The sequence below is a fragment of the Planktothricoides sp. SR001 genome, assembly GCF_001276715.1.
Classification (GTDB): domain Bacteria; phylum Cyanobacteriota; class Cyanobacteriia; order Cyanobacteriales; family Laspinemataceae; genus Planktothricoides; species Planktothricoides raciborskii.
In genome coordinates this window covers 23950-41004 of record NZ_LIUQ01000006.1, presented here as the reverse complement: position 1 = coordinate 41004, position 17055 = coordinate 23950, and the positions used below count along the sequence as shown (strand labels likewise).

At 44.0% G+C, this 17055-nt stretch carries 19 protein-coding genes; 7 read left to right on the top strand and 12 right to left on the bottom strand.

The annotated features are described in order from the left end of the window. Positions 1-126: 126 nt before the first annotated feature. Together AM228_RS05430 and AM228_RS05425 are read left to right on the top strand one after the other, a co-directional pair. A complete protein-coding gene (locus AM228_RS05430) occupies positions 127-876 on the top strand; it encodes a fatty acid desaturase (RefSeq protein WP_054465084.1) in 750 nt (249 codons plus the stop codon). Positions 877-1058: 182 nt separating this feature from the next. After that, positions 1059-1385, top strand: coding sequence for a hypothetical protein (locus AM228_RS05425; protein ID WP_054465083.1), 327 nt, complete (start codon positions 1059-1061; stop codon positions 1383-1385). A gap of 242 nt (positions 1386-1627) precedes the next feature. Here AM228_RS05425 and AM228_RS05420 read toward each other — a convergent pair whose 3' ends face one another. Both AM228_RS05420 and AM228_RS05415 read right to left on the bottom strand, forming a co-directional pair. After that, positions 1628-2824, bottom strand: coding sequence for an RDD family protein (locus AM228_RS05420; RefSeq protein ID WP_054465082.1), 1197 nt, complete (start codon positions 2822-2824; stop codon positions 1628-1630). 4 nt (positions 2825-2828) lie between these two features. Next, the gene (locus tag AM228_RS05415) at positions 2829-4157 is read right to left on the bottom strand and encodes an RDD family protein (protein ID WP_054465081.1); all 1329 of its coding nucleotides are present in this window, start codon (positions 4155-4157) and stop codon (positions 2829-2831) included. A gap of 648 nt (positions 4158-4805) precedes the next feature. Between AM228_RS05415 and AM228_RS05410 the strand changes: the two genes are divergently transcribed. Next, positions 4806-5291, top strand: coding sequence for a LuxR C-terminal-related transcriptional regulator (locus AM228_RS05410; protein WP_072160669.1), 486 nt, complete (start codon positions 4806-4808; stop codon positions 5289-5291). 20 nt (positions 5292-5311) lie between these two features. Here AM228_RS05410 and AM228_RS05405 read toward each other — a convergent pair whose 3' ends face one another. Further along, entirely contained in the window at positions 5312-5737 is a 426-nt protein-coding gene (locus tag AM228_RS05405) for a putative toxin-antitoxin system toxin component, PIN family (RefSeq protein WP_054465080.1), read from the bottom strand. Continuing rightward, positions 5734-5994, bottom strand: coding sequence for a hypothetical protein (locus tag AM228_RS05400; protein WP_054465079.1), 261 nt, complete (start codon positions 5992-5994; stop codon positions 5734-5736). Before AM228_RS05400 ends, AM228_RS05405 begins: the two co-directional genes overlap by 4 nt. A gap of 278 nt (positions 5995-6272) precedes the next feature. On the opposite strand from AM228_RS05400, the gene AM228_RS05395 reads away from it, so the two are divergent. The 4 genes from AM228_RS05395 to AM228_RS05380 all read left to right on the top strand — a co-directional run bounded on the left by AM228_RS05395 (position 6273) and on the right by AM228_RS05380 (position 7921). Then, on the top strand, positions 6273-6749 hold the full coding sequence (locus tag AM228_RS05395) for a Panacea domain-containing protein (protein WP_054465078.1): 477 nt from the start codon (positions 6273-6275) through the stop codon (positions 6747-6749). Further along, positions 6730-7173 (top strand): hypothetical protein, encoded by a 444-nt coding sequence (locus AM228_RS05390; RefSeq protein WP_231636633.1) that lies wholly within the window; start codon positions 6730-6732, stop codon positions 7171-7173. Before AM228_RS05395 ends, AM228_RS05390 begins: the two co-directional genes overlap by 20 nt. Positions 7174-7318: 145 nt before the next feature. Next, entirely contained in the window at positions 7319-7627 is a 309-nt protein-coding gene (locus tag AM228_RS05385; RefSeq protein ID WP_054465077.1) for a type II toxin-antitoxin system HigA family antitoxin, read from the top strand. A gap of 81 nt (positions 7628-7708) precedes the next feature. Continuing rightward, the gene (locus tag AM228_RS05380) at positions 7709-7921 is read left to right on the top strand and encodes a hypothetical protein (protein WP_054465076.1); all 213 of its coding nucleotides are present in this window, start codon (positions 7709-7711) and stop codon (positions 7919-7921) included. 69 nt (positions 7922-7990) lie between these two features. Here the strand turns inward: AM228_RS05380 and AM228_RS05375 are convergent, their stop codons facing one another. The 8 genes from AM228_RS05375 to AM228_RS05345 all read right to left on the bottom strand — a co-directional run bounded on the left by AM228_RS05375 (position 7991) and on the right by AM228_RS05345 (position 16997). Then, complete coding sequence (locus AM228_RS05375; RefSeq protein WP_054465075.1) at positions 7991-8362, bottom strand: XisI protein; 372 nt, start codon at positions 8360-8362, stop codon at positions 7991-7993. Continuing rightward, the gene (locus AM228_RS05370; protein ID WP_054465074.1) at positions 8350-8766 is read right to left on the bottom strand and encodes a XisH family protein; all 417 of its coding nucleotides are present in this window, start codon (positions 8764-8766) and stop codon (positions 8350-8352) included. Before AM228_RS05370 ends, AM228_RS05375 begins: the two co-directional genes overlap by 13 nt. Before the next feature lie 232 nt (positions 8767-8998). Then, positions 8999-9952, bottom strand: a complete 954-nt coding sequence (locus AM228_RS05365) for a PhoH family protein (protein WP_054465073.1) — start codon at positions 9950-9952, stop codon at positions 8999-9001. Positions 9953-10248: 296 nt separating this feature from the next. Further along, complete coding sequence (locus AM228_RS05360; protein ID WP_231636632.1) at positions 10249-10689, bottom strand: KH domain-containing protein; 441 nt, start codon at positions 10687-10689, stop codon at positions 10249-10251. Continuing rightward, positions 10676-10942, bottom strand: a complete 267-nt coding sequence (gene rpsP / locus AM228_RS05355; protein WP_054465072.1) for a 30S ribosomal protein S16 — start codon at positions 10940-10942, stop codon at positions 10676-10678. Before rpsP ends, AM228_RS05360 begins: the two co-directional genes overlap by 14 nt. Positions 10943-11114: 172 nt before the next feature. Continuing rightward, on the bottom strand, positions 11115-12572 hold the full coding sequence (gene ffh / locus AM228_RS05350; RefSeq protein WP_054465071.1) for a signal recognition particle protein: 1458 nt from the start codon (positions 12570-12572) through the stop codon (positions 11115-11117). 456 nt (positions 12573-13028) lie between these two features. Further along, positions 13029-13151 carry a hypothetical protein gene (locus tag AM228_RS36025; protein ID WP_255353155.1) on the bottom strand — a complete coding sequence of 41 codons (123 nt, stop codon included), beginning with the start codon at positions 13149-13151 and terminating at the stop codon, positions 13029-13031. A 132-nt stretch (positions 13152-13283) separates the two neighbouring features. Then, positions 13284-16997, bottom strand: coding sequence for a filamentous hemagglutinin N-terminal domain-containing protein (locus tag AM228_RS05345; protein WP_054465070.1), 3714 nt, complete (start codon positions 16995-16997; stop codon positions 13284-13286). Positions 16998-17055 lie beyond the last annotated feature (58 nt).

Here is a 17055-nt window from a genome sequence, read left to right as displayed (position 1 = left end):
TAGCGGTTATTATTCAAATGAAGTACAGAGGTTTTCTGGATTCCCGCCTGCGCGGGAATGACAGTTTTTTTGTCCTTCATAACTCTGACAAGTGCTATATAGATATATAGTCTTAAAATGGCAATTATGGGATTACAAAAACAAGGATCATATTTGGGTTTATGGTTGGCGATCGCGATTATTTTATTATGGGTTGGCAGTGGGATTTTTCTCATGGCTTTGCCTCTGGAAAAAATGAGTTGGCTGGCGATCGCTTTTGGTATCGGGGGAAGGTCTTTTCTTCATACGGGATTATTTATCCTTGCCCATGATGCGATGCATGGCAATCTCGTGCCGAACCATCGGCATTTAAACCGGAGAATCGGCCAACTCGCGGTGAGTCTCTATGCTTTATTATCCTATAAAAATTGTCAACAAAATCATAGAATTCACCATTTAAAACCGGGACAGATTGGCGATCCTGACTTTCACGATGGAGTCCATCCTCAGCCGATTTTCTGGTATGCTAAATTCCTGGGCGGGTACTTTTCTCTTGGCCAATTTCTCAAATTTATCGGGGCGATCGGGCTATTTTCCTTCTCGGTGCATAGTTGGTTTCATATTACTTACTTAAATTTATTCCTCGTCTTCCTGGTGCCGCTAATCTTAAGTTCGCTTCAGCTTTTCTTTTTTGGCACATATTTGCCTCATGGCTTGGGAAAGACTGGACAAAACCGGCATCGCCCGACTAATTTTTTATGGCATTGTTGGTCATTAATAACTTGTTATCACTTTGGAGCGTATCACCAAGAACACCACGCTTTTCCCCAAATTCCTTGGTTCCAACTGCCTCAAGCTGCCGCCATTCCCCCAATCCCGCAAAATTTAAAGAAGTAATAGCACAGCCGTGAAATCCATACATAGCAAGGGTTTTGACATAAAATTCCTCTCTGTCCAGAAATTTTCTCAGCCAATCCCCTAGTTTATGCATCCAAATATTTATTATAATTTTTACTCATATCAAGGAAAGTAATCTTCTTTGACTGCAATTTAAATTCAAAAAACTATTAATTTTGACGATGCCCCTTACTGAAACTCAATGGTCTCCCACAGAAGAAAAAATTGTCAAGACTGCTTTTGATACTGCCTATCGTCGTGAAGTTGCTTCGATGATGGCAGAGGTCAAACGACAAGCGGAAGCAGCCACCAGTCCCGATGAACTCTGGAAACTGCATGATTTTCTCAGTGCCAGAAGGCATTACCTGGATGGGAAATATGATTCTCGTGATTCGATGTTAATTTTTGTCTTTGCCCAATTAGTCAAAGAAGGCTGGTTAGAAATTGGAGAATTAGCGGGATTGAGTCCCGATAAAATCGCCAAGGTCAAAGCGCTGACACTCGTTTAATTGATCAAAGAAACCGGGTTTCTTCACACTATGTCTGCTAGAAAATAACAATGGCAGAAAGAAACCCGGTTTCTGGGCGATCGCGCCTACCAAAGAAACCCGTTTTCTCGCTTCGGCAAACAAGAAACCGGGTTTCTTCACACTATCTCTGCTAGAAAATAAAAGTTATTGCAGAAACCGGGTTTCTTATTGGTCAAGAAACCCGGTTTCCGATCTCTCACGAATCAAATATCCCTGAAAAATCAATTTAGGTATGGCTCTACATTCACAGGTGAACCATCGCCCCCATCACCACAGTTTCTCACCGTAGTCGAACCATCAAACTCCTGTCTAATCAGAAACTTATCCGGCTGATAAGAAGTAACAGGATTTCCTGTCTCAGGATTCATCGGATTAAAGCCTAACACAACTAATCCTTGAGACGATCTATAGAGATGCATTGTTTGTTGCACTTTTCCGAATCCACCCGCTTCACTAGGGTCAGGAAATACAACTCTCATTATTCCTGAATCTCCTTGCATTTTAATTCTTGCTATATGAATAGCGCCTGCTCCATTACTAAACTGAAATTTCCAGTCACCGTCTATGACTACATTGTCATATTCAAGAAGTTGTTCCTCAGAGCCACAAACAGTAAATCTACCAGAGGTAGGAATATTTGGGTTGTTTTCTGTAGGAGAGGGCGTTTCTTGAAGAAATTGTCTAGCTTCAGGAGGTATTACTATCTCGCTTGGAACCTTGGTGTCCGTACCTGTCGTGTCTGTATCTGTGTTCCCTGGATCCAGGGTAATTTCCGTCGTGCCTGTATTTGTCGTATTTGTATCTGTCGGAATAGCGTCTATAATTCGTCCAGATAGAATTGCGGCAATTGCCAATCCAATTATAAGCTTCCAGGGAATAGTAATGGATTGACCGCTGCCATTCACCACCAAACATCTGGCCATAATATCATGGAGAGCTTGCTTTTCTGGGGTGAAAGCTGCCATCAGGTAGCCAATTGTTCCTAATAACAATCCGCCAAGAAATATTAATAAAGCTACGACCCAGTAAGGGGAGTCATCTCCGGCTTTATATGCTATGAATACAGCAATTAACGCTACTATCCAAACTAGGACACAACTTGACTTGGCAAAATATCTACCTGTTGCTCTGGCGAAAGATATTTTATTTCCTTGAGTATCGGTGACAATAATGCCCAGTAGCCTTTTCCCAAAGGTGGCTTGTAGATCCGAACTTTCCATGCCTGCAAAGTAAATCCAGCCTACAATACTTGTCAAAATAGTATATATAAAATATTTTTGGTCTGGCTGAAAGTTTTCAGCAAAAATATCCGGGGCTTTCACCCCAGCAAGCAGGTATGCAAATGTCAAGAAAATACTATCAATCAAAATCGCAACAAATCGCTTGTTAATTCCGGCATAGTGACTTGTTCTAGACATCTACTTATTTCCTCACGACTAAAGTTTCACAAATTTTGTCATGTAAAGCTTGTTTTTTCCCTGTCCAGCCCGCTAGAAAAAAACCGATCAAACAAGTTAAATAAGATAAAAATTTACTACTATGTCTTTTAGTGGCTTGCTCAAAAGTTAGCTGATTTCCGTTGATATCGGTGACAGCAATTCCCAGCACCTTCTTGCCAATGGTTCCTTGAAACTTAGAGCTATCCATGATTGGACAATAGAGAAATCCCAGAATGACATATGTGGCAATAAACCTGCCCAAAAATTCTGCACCATCATTGGTTGGTGTTTGGGTGATTAAATCCCAGATTATACTGCCAAATATTAAGATGGTTTTATCAATCATATCCGCCATTAATCGCGTAGAAAAACCGGCGTATTGTGTAGGTGGCGGTGGCGGTTGTGGTGTAGGTAGCGGAGGTGGTGGTGATGCTATTACTGTTGGTGTTGTTCCTCCTGGTTGTACTGGTGGCGGTGTTGTTGATTCGATTAACTTACGGACAGCTTCTAGTGCTTCTGATGCAGATTGATAGCGATCGCGCGTATATAAACACACCATTTTATCTAAAACAGCAGCAAATTCATTACTCACCTGGGCTTTATTGCGCCACTCAGGTTTTCCAGTCGAATCCATAGGAATATTAGCGGGAAATATGCCAGTAAGAGCTTCAATGCCAATCATTCCCACCGCATAAACATCACTGCATAGCATAGGATTTGCTTTCATTTGTTCCATCGGCATATAGCCCGGTGTACCAATCACCACAGTTGTTTTTGTTACTTGTCCCTGACTGTTAAAGATTTGGGTGGTAATTTGCTTAACTGCACCAAAATCAATTAGCACAATCTTATTGTCTTGCTCTGTAATTCTGATATTTTCCGGCTTAATATCGCGGTGAATGACGTTATTTTTATGAACTATTTCTAAAACTTCTAAAATATCTCTCAGTAAAAAAATCACTATATTTTCAGGCCACGGCACCCCAGAGACGAACTGGGTGCGGAGATCGTCACCTTTAATATATTCTTGGACGAGAAAAAAATCTTGATTTTCTTGGAAATGAGCAAATAATTCTGGGATTTGAGGGTGTTTTCCTAACAGTTTCAGCGTTTTCGCTTCTTCCTCAAATTTCTGTTGCACCCATTGGATCAAAGATGGATGTTGAGGTTTCAGTCTTTTGACAACACAAGGGTCATTAAATTTTTCGGTATTTATCGCTAGATAAGTTTCTCCAAAAGTACCGGATCCCAGTTCCTCGGTGATCTCGTAATGTCCTTTAAGTGTTTGTCCAACTAGATTGTTCCCAGACATATAAAAGTTTACTACCTTTAAATTAGCGATCGCCCTAACCCTTTCGCTGCGCTGTTGAGTAAAGTTTTGGGAATGTTTACCTGTATTTCTGCTTCCAGCCGAACTTTTATGCAAAAGTTCGGGGTCTGTTACAACTATTTACATTTGTCCAGATCCCTCTAGCCATGAACTCAGTGTTTTTACGGAGCAAGAGGCTAATACAGCCACCTAAGTCATACTTTATAAAAATAATAAACTAACAATAATTATCAAGCAACTAGCACACACTATCTGTTTTGGTTAGGATTACACTATCAAATTGCCGAAAACCCTTGTCATGTCTAGGAATAATATCTTTGCCGAGTAGGAAAATTACTAGGATTTTTTACTCTACAGGGGTTTTCTGCTGGCTAAACCACAAATCAAGTCAAGGGCGAAGCATGACCGGAAAAAGTTTCTGTTTTTAACCATCGAATGCGGTCATGCTTCGCCCCTACAGATGTGCTCTATTCATGTGAAAAACGCTCTGGGTGGGCTGCTGTGTGTGACATTGTAGCTGTAATGGCTGGTAAAGAGTGCCAAAAGAGGTTAAGGTTAAGCAAATTTTTGCTAACATACGCTATAATTTTCGGTTAGCATTACACTATCAAATTATCCAAAACCCTTGCCATGTCTAAAGATGAGATGTTTGCAGAAGCGGCAAAACACTGGGATCTAGAAAGGCTGTACCAAGACCTGGCCGCAGCCAAGCAAAAATGCTCTCCTCGGGCCAGAAAGGGACTGACTGAGCGGGAAAAGCTCTATCTGCGGGGGCTGCTGTGCGGTTGCAGTCCGGCTGAGATCGCCCGCCAACTTTTGCAGAGTGCCAAGGGAGTGGAAGTTTATATGTGCAAAACTTTATATCAATACTGCAAAATAATGGCCGATGTCCCGAATGAGAAGGTAAAGAACTGGAGAAATATTAATAATTTGCTGGAAGAAGGGGGATATAAAAGTCAAACTCAGTCTGCGGTCAAGGCTAATAAATTTAATCCTTCTTTGCCGATAGAACCATTATTAAAGATAGTTAATCTGAGTTTTGAAAATCAAAATACACTGACAATTGATATCAATATCCGATTAACATTACCTTGTGAGTCCGAAACGGAAGAATAAAGTCAAGCCTAAAGTTATCACTACGAACCTAGGTCAAAATATTGTTGAATAAAATCTTGGGCTGCCATGATTTTAATGCCCTGATATTCTGCTAAAACGCGTAAATCCATATCGCCTGTAATAATCGCATCCGCTTGAGAGGCGATCGCAGTTGCCAAGACCATAGTATCATCTGGATCTCTGAGTTCAGGCACATTTAATTCATCAATTGGATATAAAATAACAGATGAGCGAATCAGAGCAATTACAGTAGATCCCGTTAAACCTAAAGCTTTTAGCTTGGGTTGCAGTTTGGTTTTATTGAATGTGCCTTCTAATTCATCCAATAATTCTTGAGACATGGCAATTGTGATTCTTCCTTGTTCTGCCAATTGGACAATTTCATCAGGAACTCCGCCCCAAATCACCGCAGATACCCAAATATTTGTATCTAAAACTACTTTCATTTCTTTGCTCTTTCGTGACGAACTTCCTTGACGATCGCACAAATTTCTTCAGTAGTAAGCTGATCCGGATCGTCTCCTAACTGCTCTCGGCGTTTTCTTAAGTCATCCCAATCAAATGTGGGGACTTTTGTAAAAACAATAGTGTCTCCATTGGTAATCACTGAGTATTTTTCCCCCTGCGAGAATTTATCTCTAATTTCCGGTGGGAGTTCTAAATTTCCTTCTGGGGTTAAAGCGATCGTAATTGTGGCTTCCATATTTGTTTCATTATTCCTGACGATGATGATTATACCACAATTATACCACAAAATTTTTCTATTTCAGTTTCATCATGGCTGCATCATGGCTGCATCATGGCTGTAGGGGCGAAGCATTTCGGCAGAAAATCCCCGCTTACCACCCATAACTTACCTGCCGAAATGCTTCGCCATGACGATATTTTTGGTAAACAAAATCGCCAATTTCATTCCAACGGCCCGCGCATTGTGCTATTATAATTATTATCAAAATTATCCAACTAATTCAGTGAATTTATATGACCACGATCGCCCCCGTAACCACCGCAGCCAAACTCGCTGATTACTTCATCTGGTTTGCCAATGATGTAGGTTCTTACCTCAGCAATCAAAAACTGCAAAAACTCTTATACTATGCCCAAGCCTGGTATTTAGCCTTTGAAGATACACCTCTATTTGAGGAAGACTTTGAAGCCTGGATGCATGGGCCGACTATCCCCGCTTTATTTTATGAATACAAAGAACAATTCGGGTTTAAACCCATTCTGAAAGAAGTCGAAAAACCCGAATTCTCAGAAGATGTCCAAAAGTTTTTAGACGAGTTAGCTGACGATTATTTTTTTCTGGACGCTTATGAGTTAGAGTTGATGGTGCGCCGCGAAGACCCTTGGATTAATGCCAGAGGTGACTTGCCAAAAGATGAACCTTCTCATGCTATTATTACTAAGGAGTTAATGAGAAACTTTTACAAAACCCGTGTCATCGAAGAAGAATAAAAAAAGACAAGACACTGATATCCGCATTCAGCCATCTTCAGCCGGAAGAAATGTAGGGGAGATAAAAATACCGGAAGGAATTAGTTTTTCTTTCCGGTATTATCAGGATGATAAAGAAAAATTTTCCATAGGTAAGAGGGACGCCAGATATCTAGCTTCTCTCTTGCGGAGACTGCGCGATTTATCTCAATTAAATGCGAAAGAACTGATTAACAATCAGAGTAAAAGTCTCCGATGTCATAAAATAGACTGGCAAGATACAACTGAACCCAATGGTTTTGGGATTGCTAATGAAGAGCAGCTAGTCAATACCCCCTACCAGTTTCAAATCTCTGCCAATGAATATGGCAGAGTGCATGGATTTTTTAGTGAAAATGTTTTTTACGCTATCTGGTTAGACCCAGACCATCATCTTTATCAGTAAACATGAGAAAGCGATCGCCTTATTTATCGCTACAATTGATTAATTGTGTTAAAAATTAGTTAATTTTTCCCTAGGAATATCCGGGTAACGAGGGAAAAATGGAGACATTTGTGGCCGGAAAACGTTGATAGGGAGGTTAATTAATATGGATTTGAAACCGATAAAAACTGAGGCAGATTATCGTCAAGCGTTGGCGGAAATTGAACGGCTTTTTGAGGCAGAATTGAATACCCCAGAGGGCAATCGCTTGGAAATTCTCGTCACCTTGGTTGAAGCTTACGAAAAAAAGCATCATCCAATTGAATCACCTTTACCTGATGAGGCAATTCTCTACCACTTAGAAAGCCGTCATCCTTCTTTAACGGTCTCTAATTTTATTCAAGGATTGAAGCGTCGGGGAGTCAGCGATCGCGTGATTCAAGAGGCTTTGAATGAGGTGGGTATGGCAGGGTAGCACGGGAGTACGGGAGCACGGGAGTAGGGGAGCCGCCAATCGAGCCGCCAATCGAGCAGAGGAACCCCACACCCTACACCGATGGCGGCCCTACCCCCTACACCCTACACCCTACACTACTGGCAAGATACAACTGAACCCAATGGTTTTGGGATTGCTAATGAAGAGCAGCTAGTCAATACCCCCTACCAGTTTCAAATCTCTGCCAATGAATATGGCAGAGTGCATGGATTTTTTAGCGAAAATGTTTTTTACGCTATCTGGTTAGACCCAGACCATAATCTTTATCGGTAAACATGAGAAAGCGATCGCGTTATTTAAGGCTACTACTCACAACACCGGACAGAACAAAACAAAACAAAATTAAACAACTGAATATTCCGTATATTGCCGGATTTCAGGAGGTTGAAACCCCAGGACAATATCTTGCTTAGGAACCCCTAGATCCACCAGTTTTTGGGCGATTCTCATTTCGGTCATATTTTGCTGAACCCAAATTTTCCCCCCTTGAATATCCAAATGTAACACGCAACCATAAACTCTTCGATACCCATCCCAGCCCACATTCATTACCTGATAGTGGTCTTGTTTCGTGTCAAAAACCGTGTAGCAATCTATCGAGCCATTCGCGATCGGGATAGACGCATAATCCGCTAACACAGACTGAATAATCTGGCGATAATATTCTATTTTATCCCCGATTTTATCTCCGATTTTATCCACTATTTTATCCATTGGATAATTACCTCCTCATTCGGATCGTAAATTATTTGTTTAATTTGATATCTTTCCAGAGAAATTTGGGCAAATTCGCGCTTAAAAAAGGTTTGATACACCCCCACCGGCACTGCCAAATAAAGAATCCTTGTGGGATCGCTAATTTCTAAAGCAAGCCGATAATTCAAAAACTGTCCTAATGCAGCATGGTAATCGGTCAGGGGTGAATCACTTAAAAAGGTTTTTATCTCAACGGCTATTTTTTCTTGGCCTCGTTCTGCTGCTAACAGTTGCTCTGCACCTAAATCAATTTCAAATTTTGTGCCGCCTACTTCGAGTCTTAATGGATCGTCCGTGACATTCCACTGCTCTTTTTCTAGAGCAATTCTAACCGCAGCATGAAATTTATCTTTAGCTCCCATTGTGATTTTTTTTGTCTATTTATAATGATAATACGATCGCACCTCCGCACCCGATGGCGACCGATGACGGCCTTACACAACAGGGAACAGGGAATAGGCAACTACTGCTACAGGGATAAGGGACTCGCCGTCGGCAGAGGAGCCGCCAATCGAGCCGCCAATCGAGCAGAGGAACCCCACACCCTACACCGATGGCGGCCCTACACCCTACACCCTACCCCCTAATACACTACTACGGCTGATACTTCTCATAAGCGGCGACAATGCGCTGCACCAAAGGATTCCGCACCACATCCGCTTGAGACAATTGGCAAAAAGCGATGCCCTCTACATTTTGTAAAATTTTCTGGGCCACCGCTAAACCCGACTCTTGATAACTGGGTAAATCCGTTTGGGTAATATCCCCAGTCACCACCATGCGCGAGCGAAAACCCAAACGAGTTAACACCATTTTCATCTGGGACGGGGTACTATTTTGGGCTTCGTCCATAATCACAAACGCATTATTCAAAGTCCGACCGCGCATATAGGCAATGGGGGCAACTTCAATCACCCCCCGTTCCATCAGGTTTTCAATTTTTTCGCGATCGATTAACTCATAAAGCGCATCATAAAGCGGACGCAAATAAGGATTAATTTTTTGCTGCAAATCTCCAGGCAAAAAGCCCAACTTTTCCCCCGCTTCTACCGCAGGTCGCGTCAGAATCAGGCGATCGTATTGATTAGATAAAAGCGCTTGAGCCGCCAAAACTACCGCTAGGTAAGTTTTACCTGTACCCGCAGGCCCAATACAAAAAGTCAGGTCATGGTTGCGAATGGCTTGGATATATTGCCGTTGTCGGAAAGTTTTCGCCCGAATATCATCTCCGCGACGAGTTTTGGCCAAAACATCCCGTTGTAAATCTTGCAAATCTTCTTGACGGTTGGTGTCCAGGGCATGACAAGCGGTGAGAATATCCACCCCGGTAATCAATTTCCCCGCTTTCCAAATCTCTTCGAGAGATGCCACTAAGCGACGACAGCGATCGACTTGGGCTGCTGTCCCCGCGATCGCCAACTCTTGTCCGTGCAAATCGACCATTGCACCCGTTTGCTTGGACAAAGTTTTCAGATTTTCTTGTTGACTACCACTAAGCGCGATCGCACTCTCCACCGAAGGCAACGAAATCGTGATTCTTTCTGACATGGGATTACCAAAGAAACCGGGTTTCTTTATACTATCTCTGCTAGAAAATCAAAGTTACCGCAGAAACCGGGTTTCTGCAACCCGCAACGTAAAAAGACGCCTAGAGTCGGCTAAGACTCTTCACAGGCGTCGATTCAATAGATGGGATTAATAGGGATGGGGACTGAAAAATCAGCAATTTAGAGTCAAGAGAAAAGAGTAGAGAGTAAAGAGTAAAGAGTAAAGAGTAAAGATTAAAGAGTATGGTTATGTTTATTCTCTATCCTCTCTGCTCTTTTCTCTCTCCTATCAACCTCTCATTTGTCTCTTGGCGCAGGTTTCGGCAGCTTGGCGCGGGGGGTTGAGGGCGGGGATTTTCTGCGCTCCGATCGCTCATCCGATGAATGCTCAAATGAGCGATCAGATGAATGATCGCGATCGCGATCGCCTGACCCACTGCCATAAATATCTAAATAAATAGACTCGCCCACCGTTTCAGCCGCTGCCGCCAACACAGTGCGAATGGCCTGAATATTTCGGCCACCGCGACCAAAAACGCGCCCCTTCTCCGGATCTTCAAAAGACATCCGAATCCAGACCTTTGGTTTACTGGCGGACTTTTCGCAATCCACGCGCAAAGACTCTGCCGACTCTAATAAAGGCTCCAATAAAAACCTTACCAAGCCTACATAATCAGGAATAGCCTTATCTTCTATTGTTTGAGTCACCACTTCCACTGGGTTCTTAGGCTTGGACACTGGAACTGGCTTTGACTTGTTCAAAGACATTCGCTTTTTCTAGAATGCGACGCACTGTATCTGTAGGTTGAGCACCCTGCTGGAGTCGTCTGACAAGTCCCGGAACATCTAAGAGAGTCTCATCGGTTCTGGGATTATAAAATCCCAATTCTTCCAGAGGACGACCATCGCGGCGACTGGTACTTTGTGCGGCCACGATCCGATAGCTGGCTTCCCGTTTTTTTCCGTATCTCTTTAATCGCAGTTTGATCATCTTGCTAAGAGTATATTCCTCCTGAATAATTTTAAGCGATTTGTTCTTGATGCAACAGTTCTTCTGGACTATTCTTCGCTGAAAGCTAAAATTCTCGGTAATACATCACAAATTTTTCACCAATTACACTCTGGGAAGATCCTGATCGTCAAGAACAAAGCACAATCGACTATTATAGCGTACCAAAGCCCTTTTTTGGCTTCTTTTTCTTTTTCTTCTGATCCCCACCGCCAGCATAGCCACGCCAGCCGGATGGTGGCGCACCTGGCCCGCCCATCATTCCGGGCATTCCCGGCATTCCGGGCATTCCGGGCATACCCATGCCGCCAAATTGCCCCTGACCCATCTGCTGCATCATCGCCCGCATCCTAGTAAAATCTGTCACCAGCTTGCTGACATCTTTTTCCTGATAACCGGATCCTTTGGCAATGCGCCGTCTCCGGGAAGGGGAAGAAGCCAATAAATCGGGATTTCGGCGTTCTTCCTGGGTCATGGAATTAATCATCGCCTCACAGCGCTTTAACTGAGTTTCTCCCTTTTCCAACTGATCGTCCGTAAGCTTATTCATCCCCGGAATCAGTTTCAGCACCCCGGTCAGAGAACCCATATTTTTCATCAACCGCATCTGCTTGAGAAAGTCAGTGAAGTCAAACTGAGCGGCGAGAATTTTTTTCTGCATCTTCTCGACATCAGCGAGATCCACTTCTTCGGCGGCTTTTTCCACCAAAGTCAGCACATCTCCCATACCCAGAATGCGGGAAGCCATCCGGTCTGGATAAAACGGTTGCAGGGCTTCGACTTTTTCCCCAACCCCAACAAACTTAATCGGCGCCCCAGAAATCCGCCGTACCGACAACGCCGCACCACCTCGGCTATCCCCATCCATTTTGGTCAGGATCGCGCCGGTAATGCCAATTTGATCGTGGAATGTCCGAGTCAGGTTCGCTGCTTCCTGCCCGGTCATGGCGTCTACCACCAGCAGGGTTTCGTGCGGTTGAACGGTTTGTTTAATCCGCAATAACTCAGCCATCATCTCCTCGTCAATTTGGAGACGACCGGCGGTATCAATAATCACCGTATCTACGCCAATTTCCTTGGCATGAGCAATCCCTTGACGGGCAATTTCCACGGGATCCGCATCAGTACCGAGTTGAAAGACGGGAATATTGATTTGTTTACCCAGGGCAATTAGCTGGTCAATGGCTGCCGGTCGATAGATGTCGGTGGCCACCATTAAGGTGCTGCGTTTTTGCTTGCGTAAAAGTAAAGCAAGTTTGGCCGTGGCAGTGGTTTTCCCAGTTCCCTGTAACCCAGCCATCAGGACAATAGTGGGAGCGGTGTCTGCCTTGGCTAGGGGGACGTTGCTTTCCCCCATGACTCGGACGAGTTCATCATAGACAATTTTGATGAACTGCTGATCCGGTCGAACCCCGGCAATGACTTCCGCACCTTGGGCTTTGGTTTCTACCTCAGCGATAAAGTTTTTGACAACCTGGAGGTTGACATCTGCTTCTAAAAGAGCCCGTCTGACCTCTTTTAAAGCTTCTTGAATATTTGACTGGGAGATTTTATCTTGACCCCGTAGTTTCTTCCATGCCCCTTCTAGGCGTTCAGCAAGTGCGTCAAACATGAATTTAGAGTTTTTTAGAGAATTATTTCGCTACTATATCAATCAGCATAGTATTTAGCGGGCGTGGCTTACAGCGGTTTTCTTTCTTAGTGAACCACCCTAGGGCGAAGCCCAAGCGGTATTTAATTTATTATTGTAGGGGCGAATGGCCATTCGCCCCTACACTGCCGGAATGCTTCGCCCCTACAGGTATTTGTGGTTTATTCAGCAGAAAATTGCTGTAAGGCCACGTTGCTTTGTTCTACCTTACCAGAGGAAAGAGAATACAGGAAAGAGAATAGAGTAAGGAAGGCATTGCCATCCCTGTGGTTGTTGTAGGGGCGCAATGCTTGCGCCCTTGAACCCTGGGAAAACGCCCTAAGTTGGGGGCGGGCGCTTGTAGGGCCTCTTCCGTGGCAGTGGTTGCCCCGATCGCCCGTGGTCGCCCCGCGCCCCTACCCTGTCAGTGGGTCAGTCCTACAGCAATTTTCTGTAGAGTAAACCACAAATTTTTGTAGGGGCGAAGCATTCCGGCAGACAAATTATTGCTGAAAAGATTAAATGTACGGGCCCGCGCATTCCGTAGGGGCGAATGGCCATTCGCCCTTGTACGGGCGAATGGCCATTCGCCCCAGAAGATGCTTAGAATATTAGATGGACTACCGGAATGCTTCGCCCCTACGGAATGCGCGGGACCTACCCTGGTTCAGTAAGAAAGAAAACCGCTGTAATTTATTTTTGTGATATTGGGGGCAAGATGGAACATTGGGGAGATTCCCGTAAGGGATCCGCTTCGCGGAATCGCTCCCAAGGACTTCCTGAATTAACATTAGCGGCTTGGGCGATTAATTTCACCGAACCATCGGCATCAACTGTCCATCCAGTTGCTTCTACAATCCGTTGATTGTCGATCGCCTCTGACGGTTCAATTGATGCGGAATAATTAGCCCGGTCATCAATCCGTGGATCGATCCAAACTGTATCGCTACCCAGCCATGCATCAGGGTTTGGAGGCAATCCCCCCCGACCGATGACATAGAAACTACTGCCAGCAGAGGCATCACAAGTATCAGCAATTAAATTACTCAGTGAAATCACATTATTTTCTAATGCAACTAACCCTGATGCGGGGTCAACATCAGGGGTATTTAACTTAACGGTGCCGCTAAATTCTGCCCCTAAATCCGAGGAAGCGGTGATATCGCTCAAGGGAGTATTAATATCTCGAAAATCCGTGCCAAAAATACCGTTAGCATTAATCACAATTCGCCCGCCAAAACTTTGTTCTGCATTGGCAGAAATATCACTATTTTCTAGAGCAATTAAATTATCATTATTCAGAGTAATATTACCGCCAGTTGCTTCCCCAAAAGCGCTGGCGGTAATATTACTGTTATTTCTTAATTGAATATCTCCCGACGAAATAAATATATTCCCGCGATCGCCCGCAGCGGCAGTAGTGCTAATAATCCCTTGATTATCTAACAGAATTTCTCTGGCGGTAATTTCCACATTTCCCGCAGGACCTTTTCCCGGAGACAATGGGGCGTAACTGGCAAAATTACTGGCAGAAATTGCCGCGCGATCGCGGATAATTAACTGGTTCGTATTGAGAATCACATCCCCGCCCTTGCCGGTGCCGCTGCCATCTTCCGTTTCATCAAAAGCACTAGCAAATAACCCACTGCTGCCATTTTCTGATACACCAATTAATTCAATTAATTTGGCTTGGACAATCACATCTCCGGCATTACCCGATCCACTGGTATTGGCAGTAAATTGACTCCCATCGGTTAAAGTCAATGACCCGCCTGTTTCTATGGTAATTGTGCCTGCTTGACCAGTAGAAAACGTGCTAGAAGCCACAAAACCCGGATCGGATTCAACGGGATCTACGCCAGTCATTTCAATGGATTCTGAAGCTTTTAAAGTGACATTTCCCGCATGACCTGACCCATAGGTACTACTTTCGATTTTGCCGCCATTAGCAAACACTAACCGTCCGGTTTCAATTAAAATATCTCCCGCATTGGCACTGCCACCTTCTAAATAAGCGTTAGTACGCAAGCGACTGGCAGATCCTTCTAGGTCGGCGCCGATGATTTCCACAAAGTCCGAAGTTTGCACGGTAATCGAACCGCTATTCGCTGGGGCATCACTTTTGGCGGTGCTGAGAATGCGACCCCCATCCCGTAAACTCAAGCCTCTAGCGGTAATATTCACATTGCCCCCATTGCCGGTACTGCCTTCAAGGGCTTCACTTCTAATCACGCTAAATCGGCCCACGTCATTGACCCCAAAAGCTTCTACCGTATCGGTGGCGTTAATCGTCACATCTCCGGCATTTCCGGCACCAAAGGTGGAAGTATTCAGAATGCCTTCATTTTCCAGGGTGAGTTTTCCCGTATTAAAAATTAAATTTCCCGCATTCCCCGTCCCGCGAGTAATGCTGGAAACTTCCGCATCTTTAATTGCCACAATATCTCTGGCATTGACCAGTAAATTGCCGCCCCGTCCCATATCCAAGGCATTAATAGAAATGTCGGCGCGATCGGAGACAATTAATTTCCCCGTATTAATCGTAATATTGCCCCCCGATCCAATGCCACCGGACTCGGAAAATAAACCACTATTCGCCCCTCGGTTAGGATTAAAGTTATCGGGATTAATCATAGTTTCCGCCACGGTGACAGCTTCGCTGCCTCGGTTTTGTAAGGAAACTTGTAAGGTATAAGTATCACCTACATCTAACCTATTGCCACTAATCGGCGATCCGGTAGCGGCAAAAGAATCTAATTCCGCCACTCCCAGCAGATAAATTCCCGGTTGGTCAAAGGTGACGTTTAAATAAGCATCATGTTGTTCGCTGCTACCCCCCGCCCCACTGGTCGTCGGGGAATCATCATTGGTATAGAGTAAGTGTGCCGTGGCTAAGTTATATAAAAATATCTGAGTTTCTACATCTCCGGGGCCAGATTTTTTGGCGGCATCAATATCAAATATGCCTTGAGAATTAGCTTGAGTAATAGAAAATTTATAATAATCAAATGATTCTGTAGGGTCAGCAAGTACCGTTGTCCCGGCGATGATTTGTGCGGGAGTTCGCTGAATTGAGGTATAAGGAATACCATTAGATCCAGATGCTTCTACATCAGGATTCGGTTGGGTGATAAATTCTAATAGGTTTAAATCAAATGCGGAAATCTTCGCCAAAGGATTGGGGAGAAAATTTGGGCTGCTGCCAGACAACTGGACGCTTTCGGTGGCATTAATTGTAATATCTCCGGCATTTCCGGGGGCAGTGGTGGCGGTGATAATTTGCCCCCCAGTTGCGATCGCGAGATTATTTACATTAATCTGAATTTGTCCGCCATTGTTCGGACTGTTGGTGACGGCAGCGATAAAGCCTCGGTTGGCTAAGGTGACATTTCCCGCAGGATTATTAATGATAATATTGCCCCCGGTTCCTGCGGTTTCTGTTTTGGATAAAATGCCGCTAAATAGTCCATCTGGAGTAAATCCAGAAATGTCGATCGCCCCAGTAGCATTAATCGCAATATCCCCCGCTTTGCCGTTTTGGTTAATGGTACTTTGGATGCGACTGCCCCCAGTGACGGTTAAATTGCCTACATCAATATTGATACCTTGATTGATACCAGAAACATTAATTAAACTGCGATTTCCTAGAGTAATATTTCCCCTGGTTATTTCTGGGGAAATTTGCCCTAAACCCAAGGCGGAATTTAACGGAACTTCGCCATTATTTCCTAGAGAAGTGATCGCAATTTGGCCATCGCTGGCGAAAATTTGCCCCCCATTGAGGTTCACATCACCACCCACCAGGGTTAAACTTTGTCCAGGGTTCACCTGTAGGGTTGAACCTTGTACGGTGACTGACCCCGGACTGGTGGCAAATTGCAATCCTATGGGTAGATTAATGGTTAATAATGGCGCATCATTTTTTTGAGTGGCACTAAAAAAATTACCATCGTTAAAATTTATCTGTTGCGCGGTAGCAGCGATAAAAGATCCGCCAATGGCTAATTGAGCATTTGGCCCAAACAAAATCCCATTCGGATTGAGTAAAAATAAGTTAGCGTTGCCGTTGGCTTTAACTATGCCATCAATATTAGAAACATTGTCCCCTGTCACTCGACTAAAGATATTTTCAATTGTTAAATAATTGTTAAAAAAAGCTTCCGTCCCCGTAGGCACAGAAAAGTCCTGAAAACTATGAAATAAACTGTCACCAGTGGTGGTTCCCCCTTCGATTTTGATGGTATTTCCTTCGGGGATGGCTACAGAATTATTTCGCAAGCTGCGATCGGGGATAATTTGGGCGCTGGTGGGAATACTATAAATACTATAAAGTGTTTGTCCGAGCAAAACCACGGCCAAACTTTCGATAATTAGTTTTGCGGGTAAACCCGGAAATTTTTTCTTCATATAAATAAAATTTATTTGTTAGTCGGTATAAACTCAGAAACAATTCAGAAACCGGGTT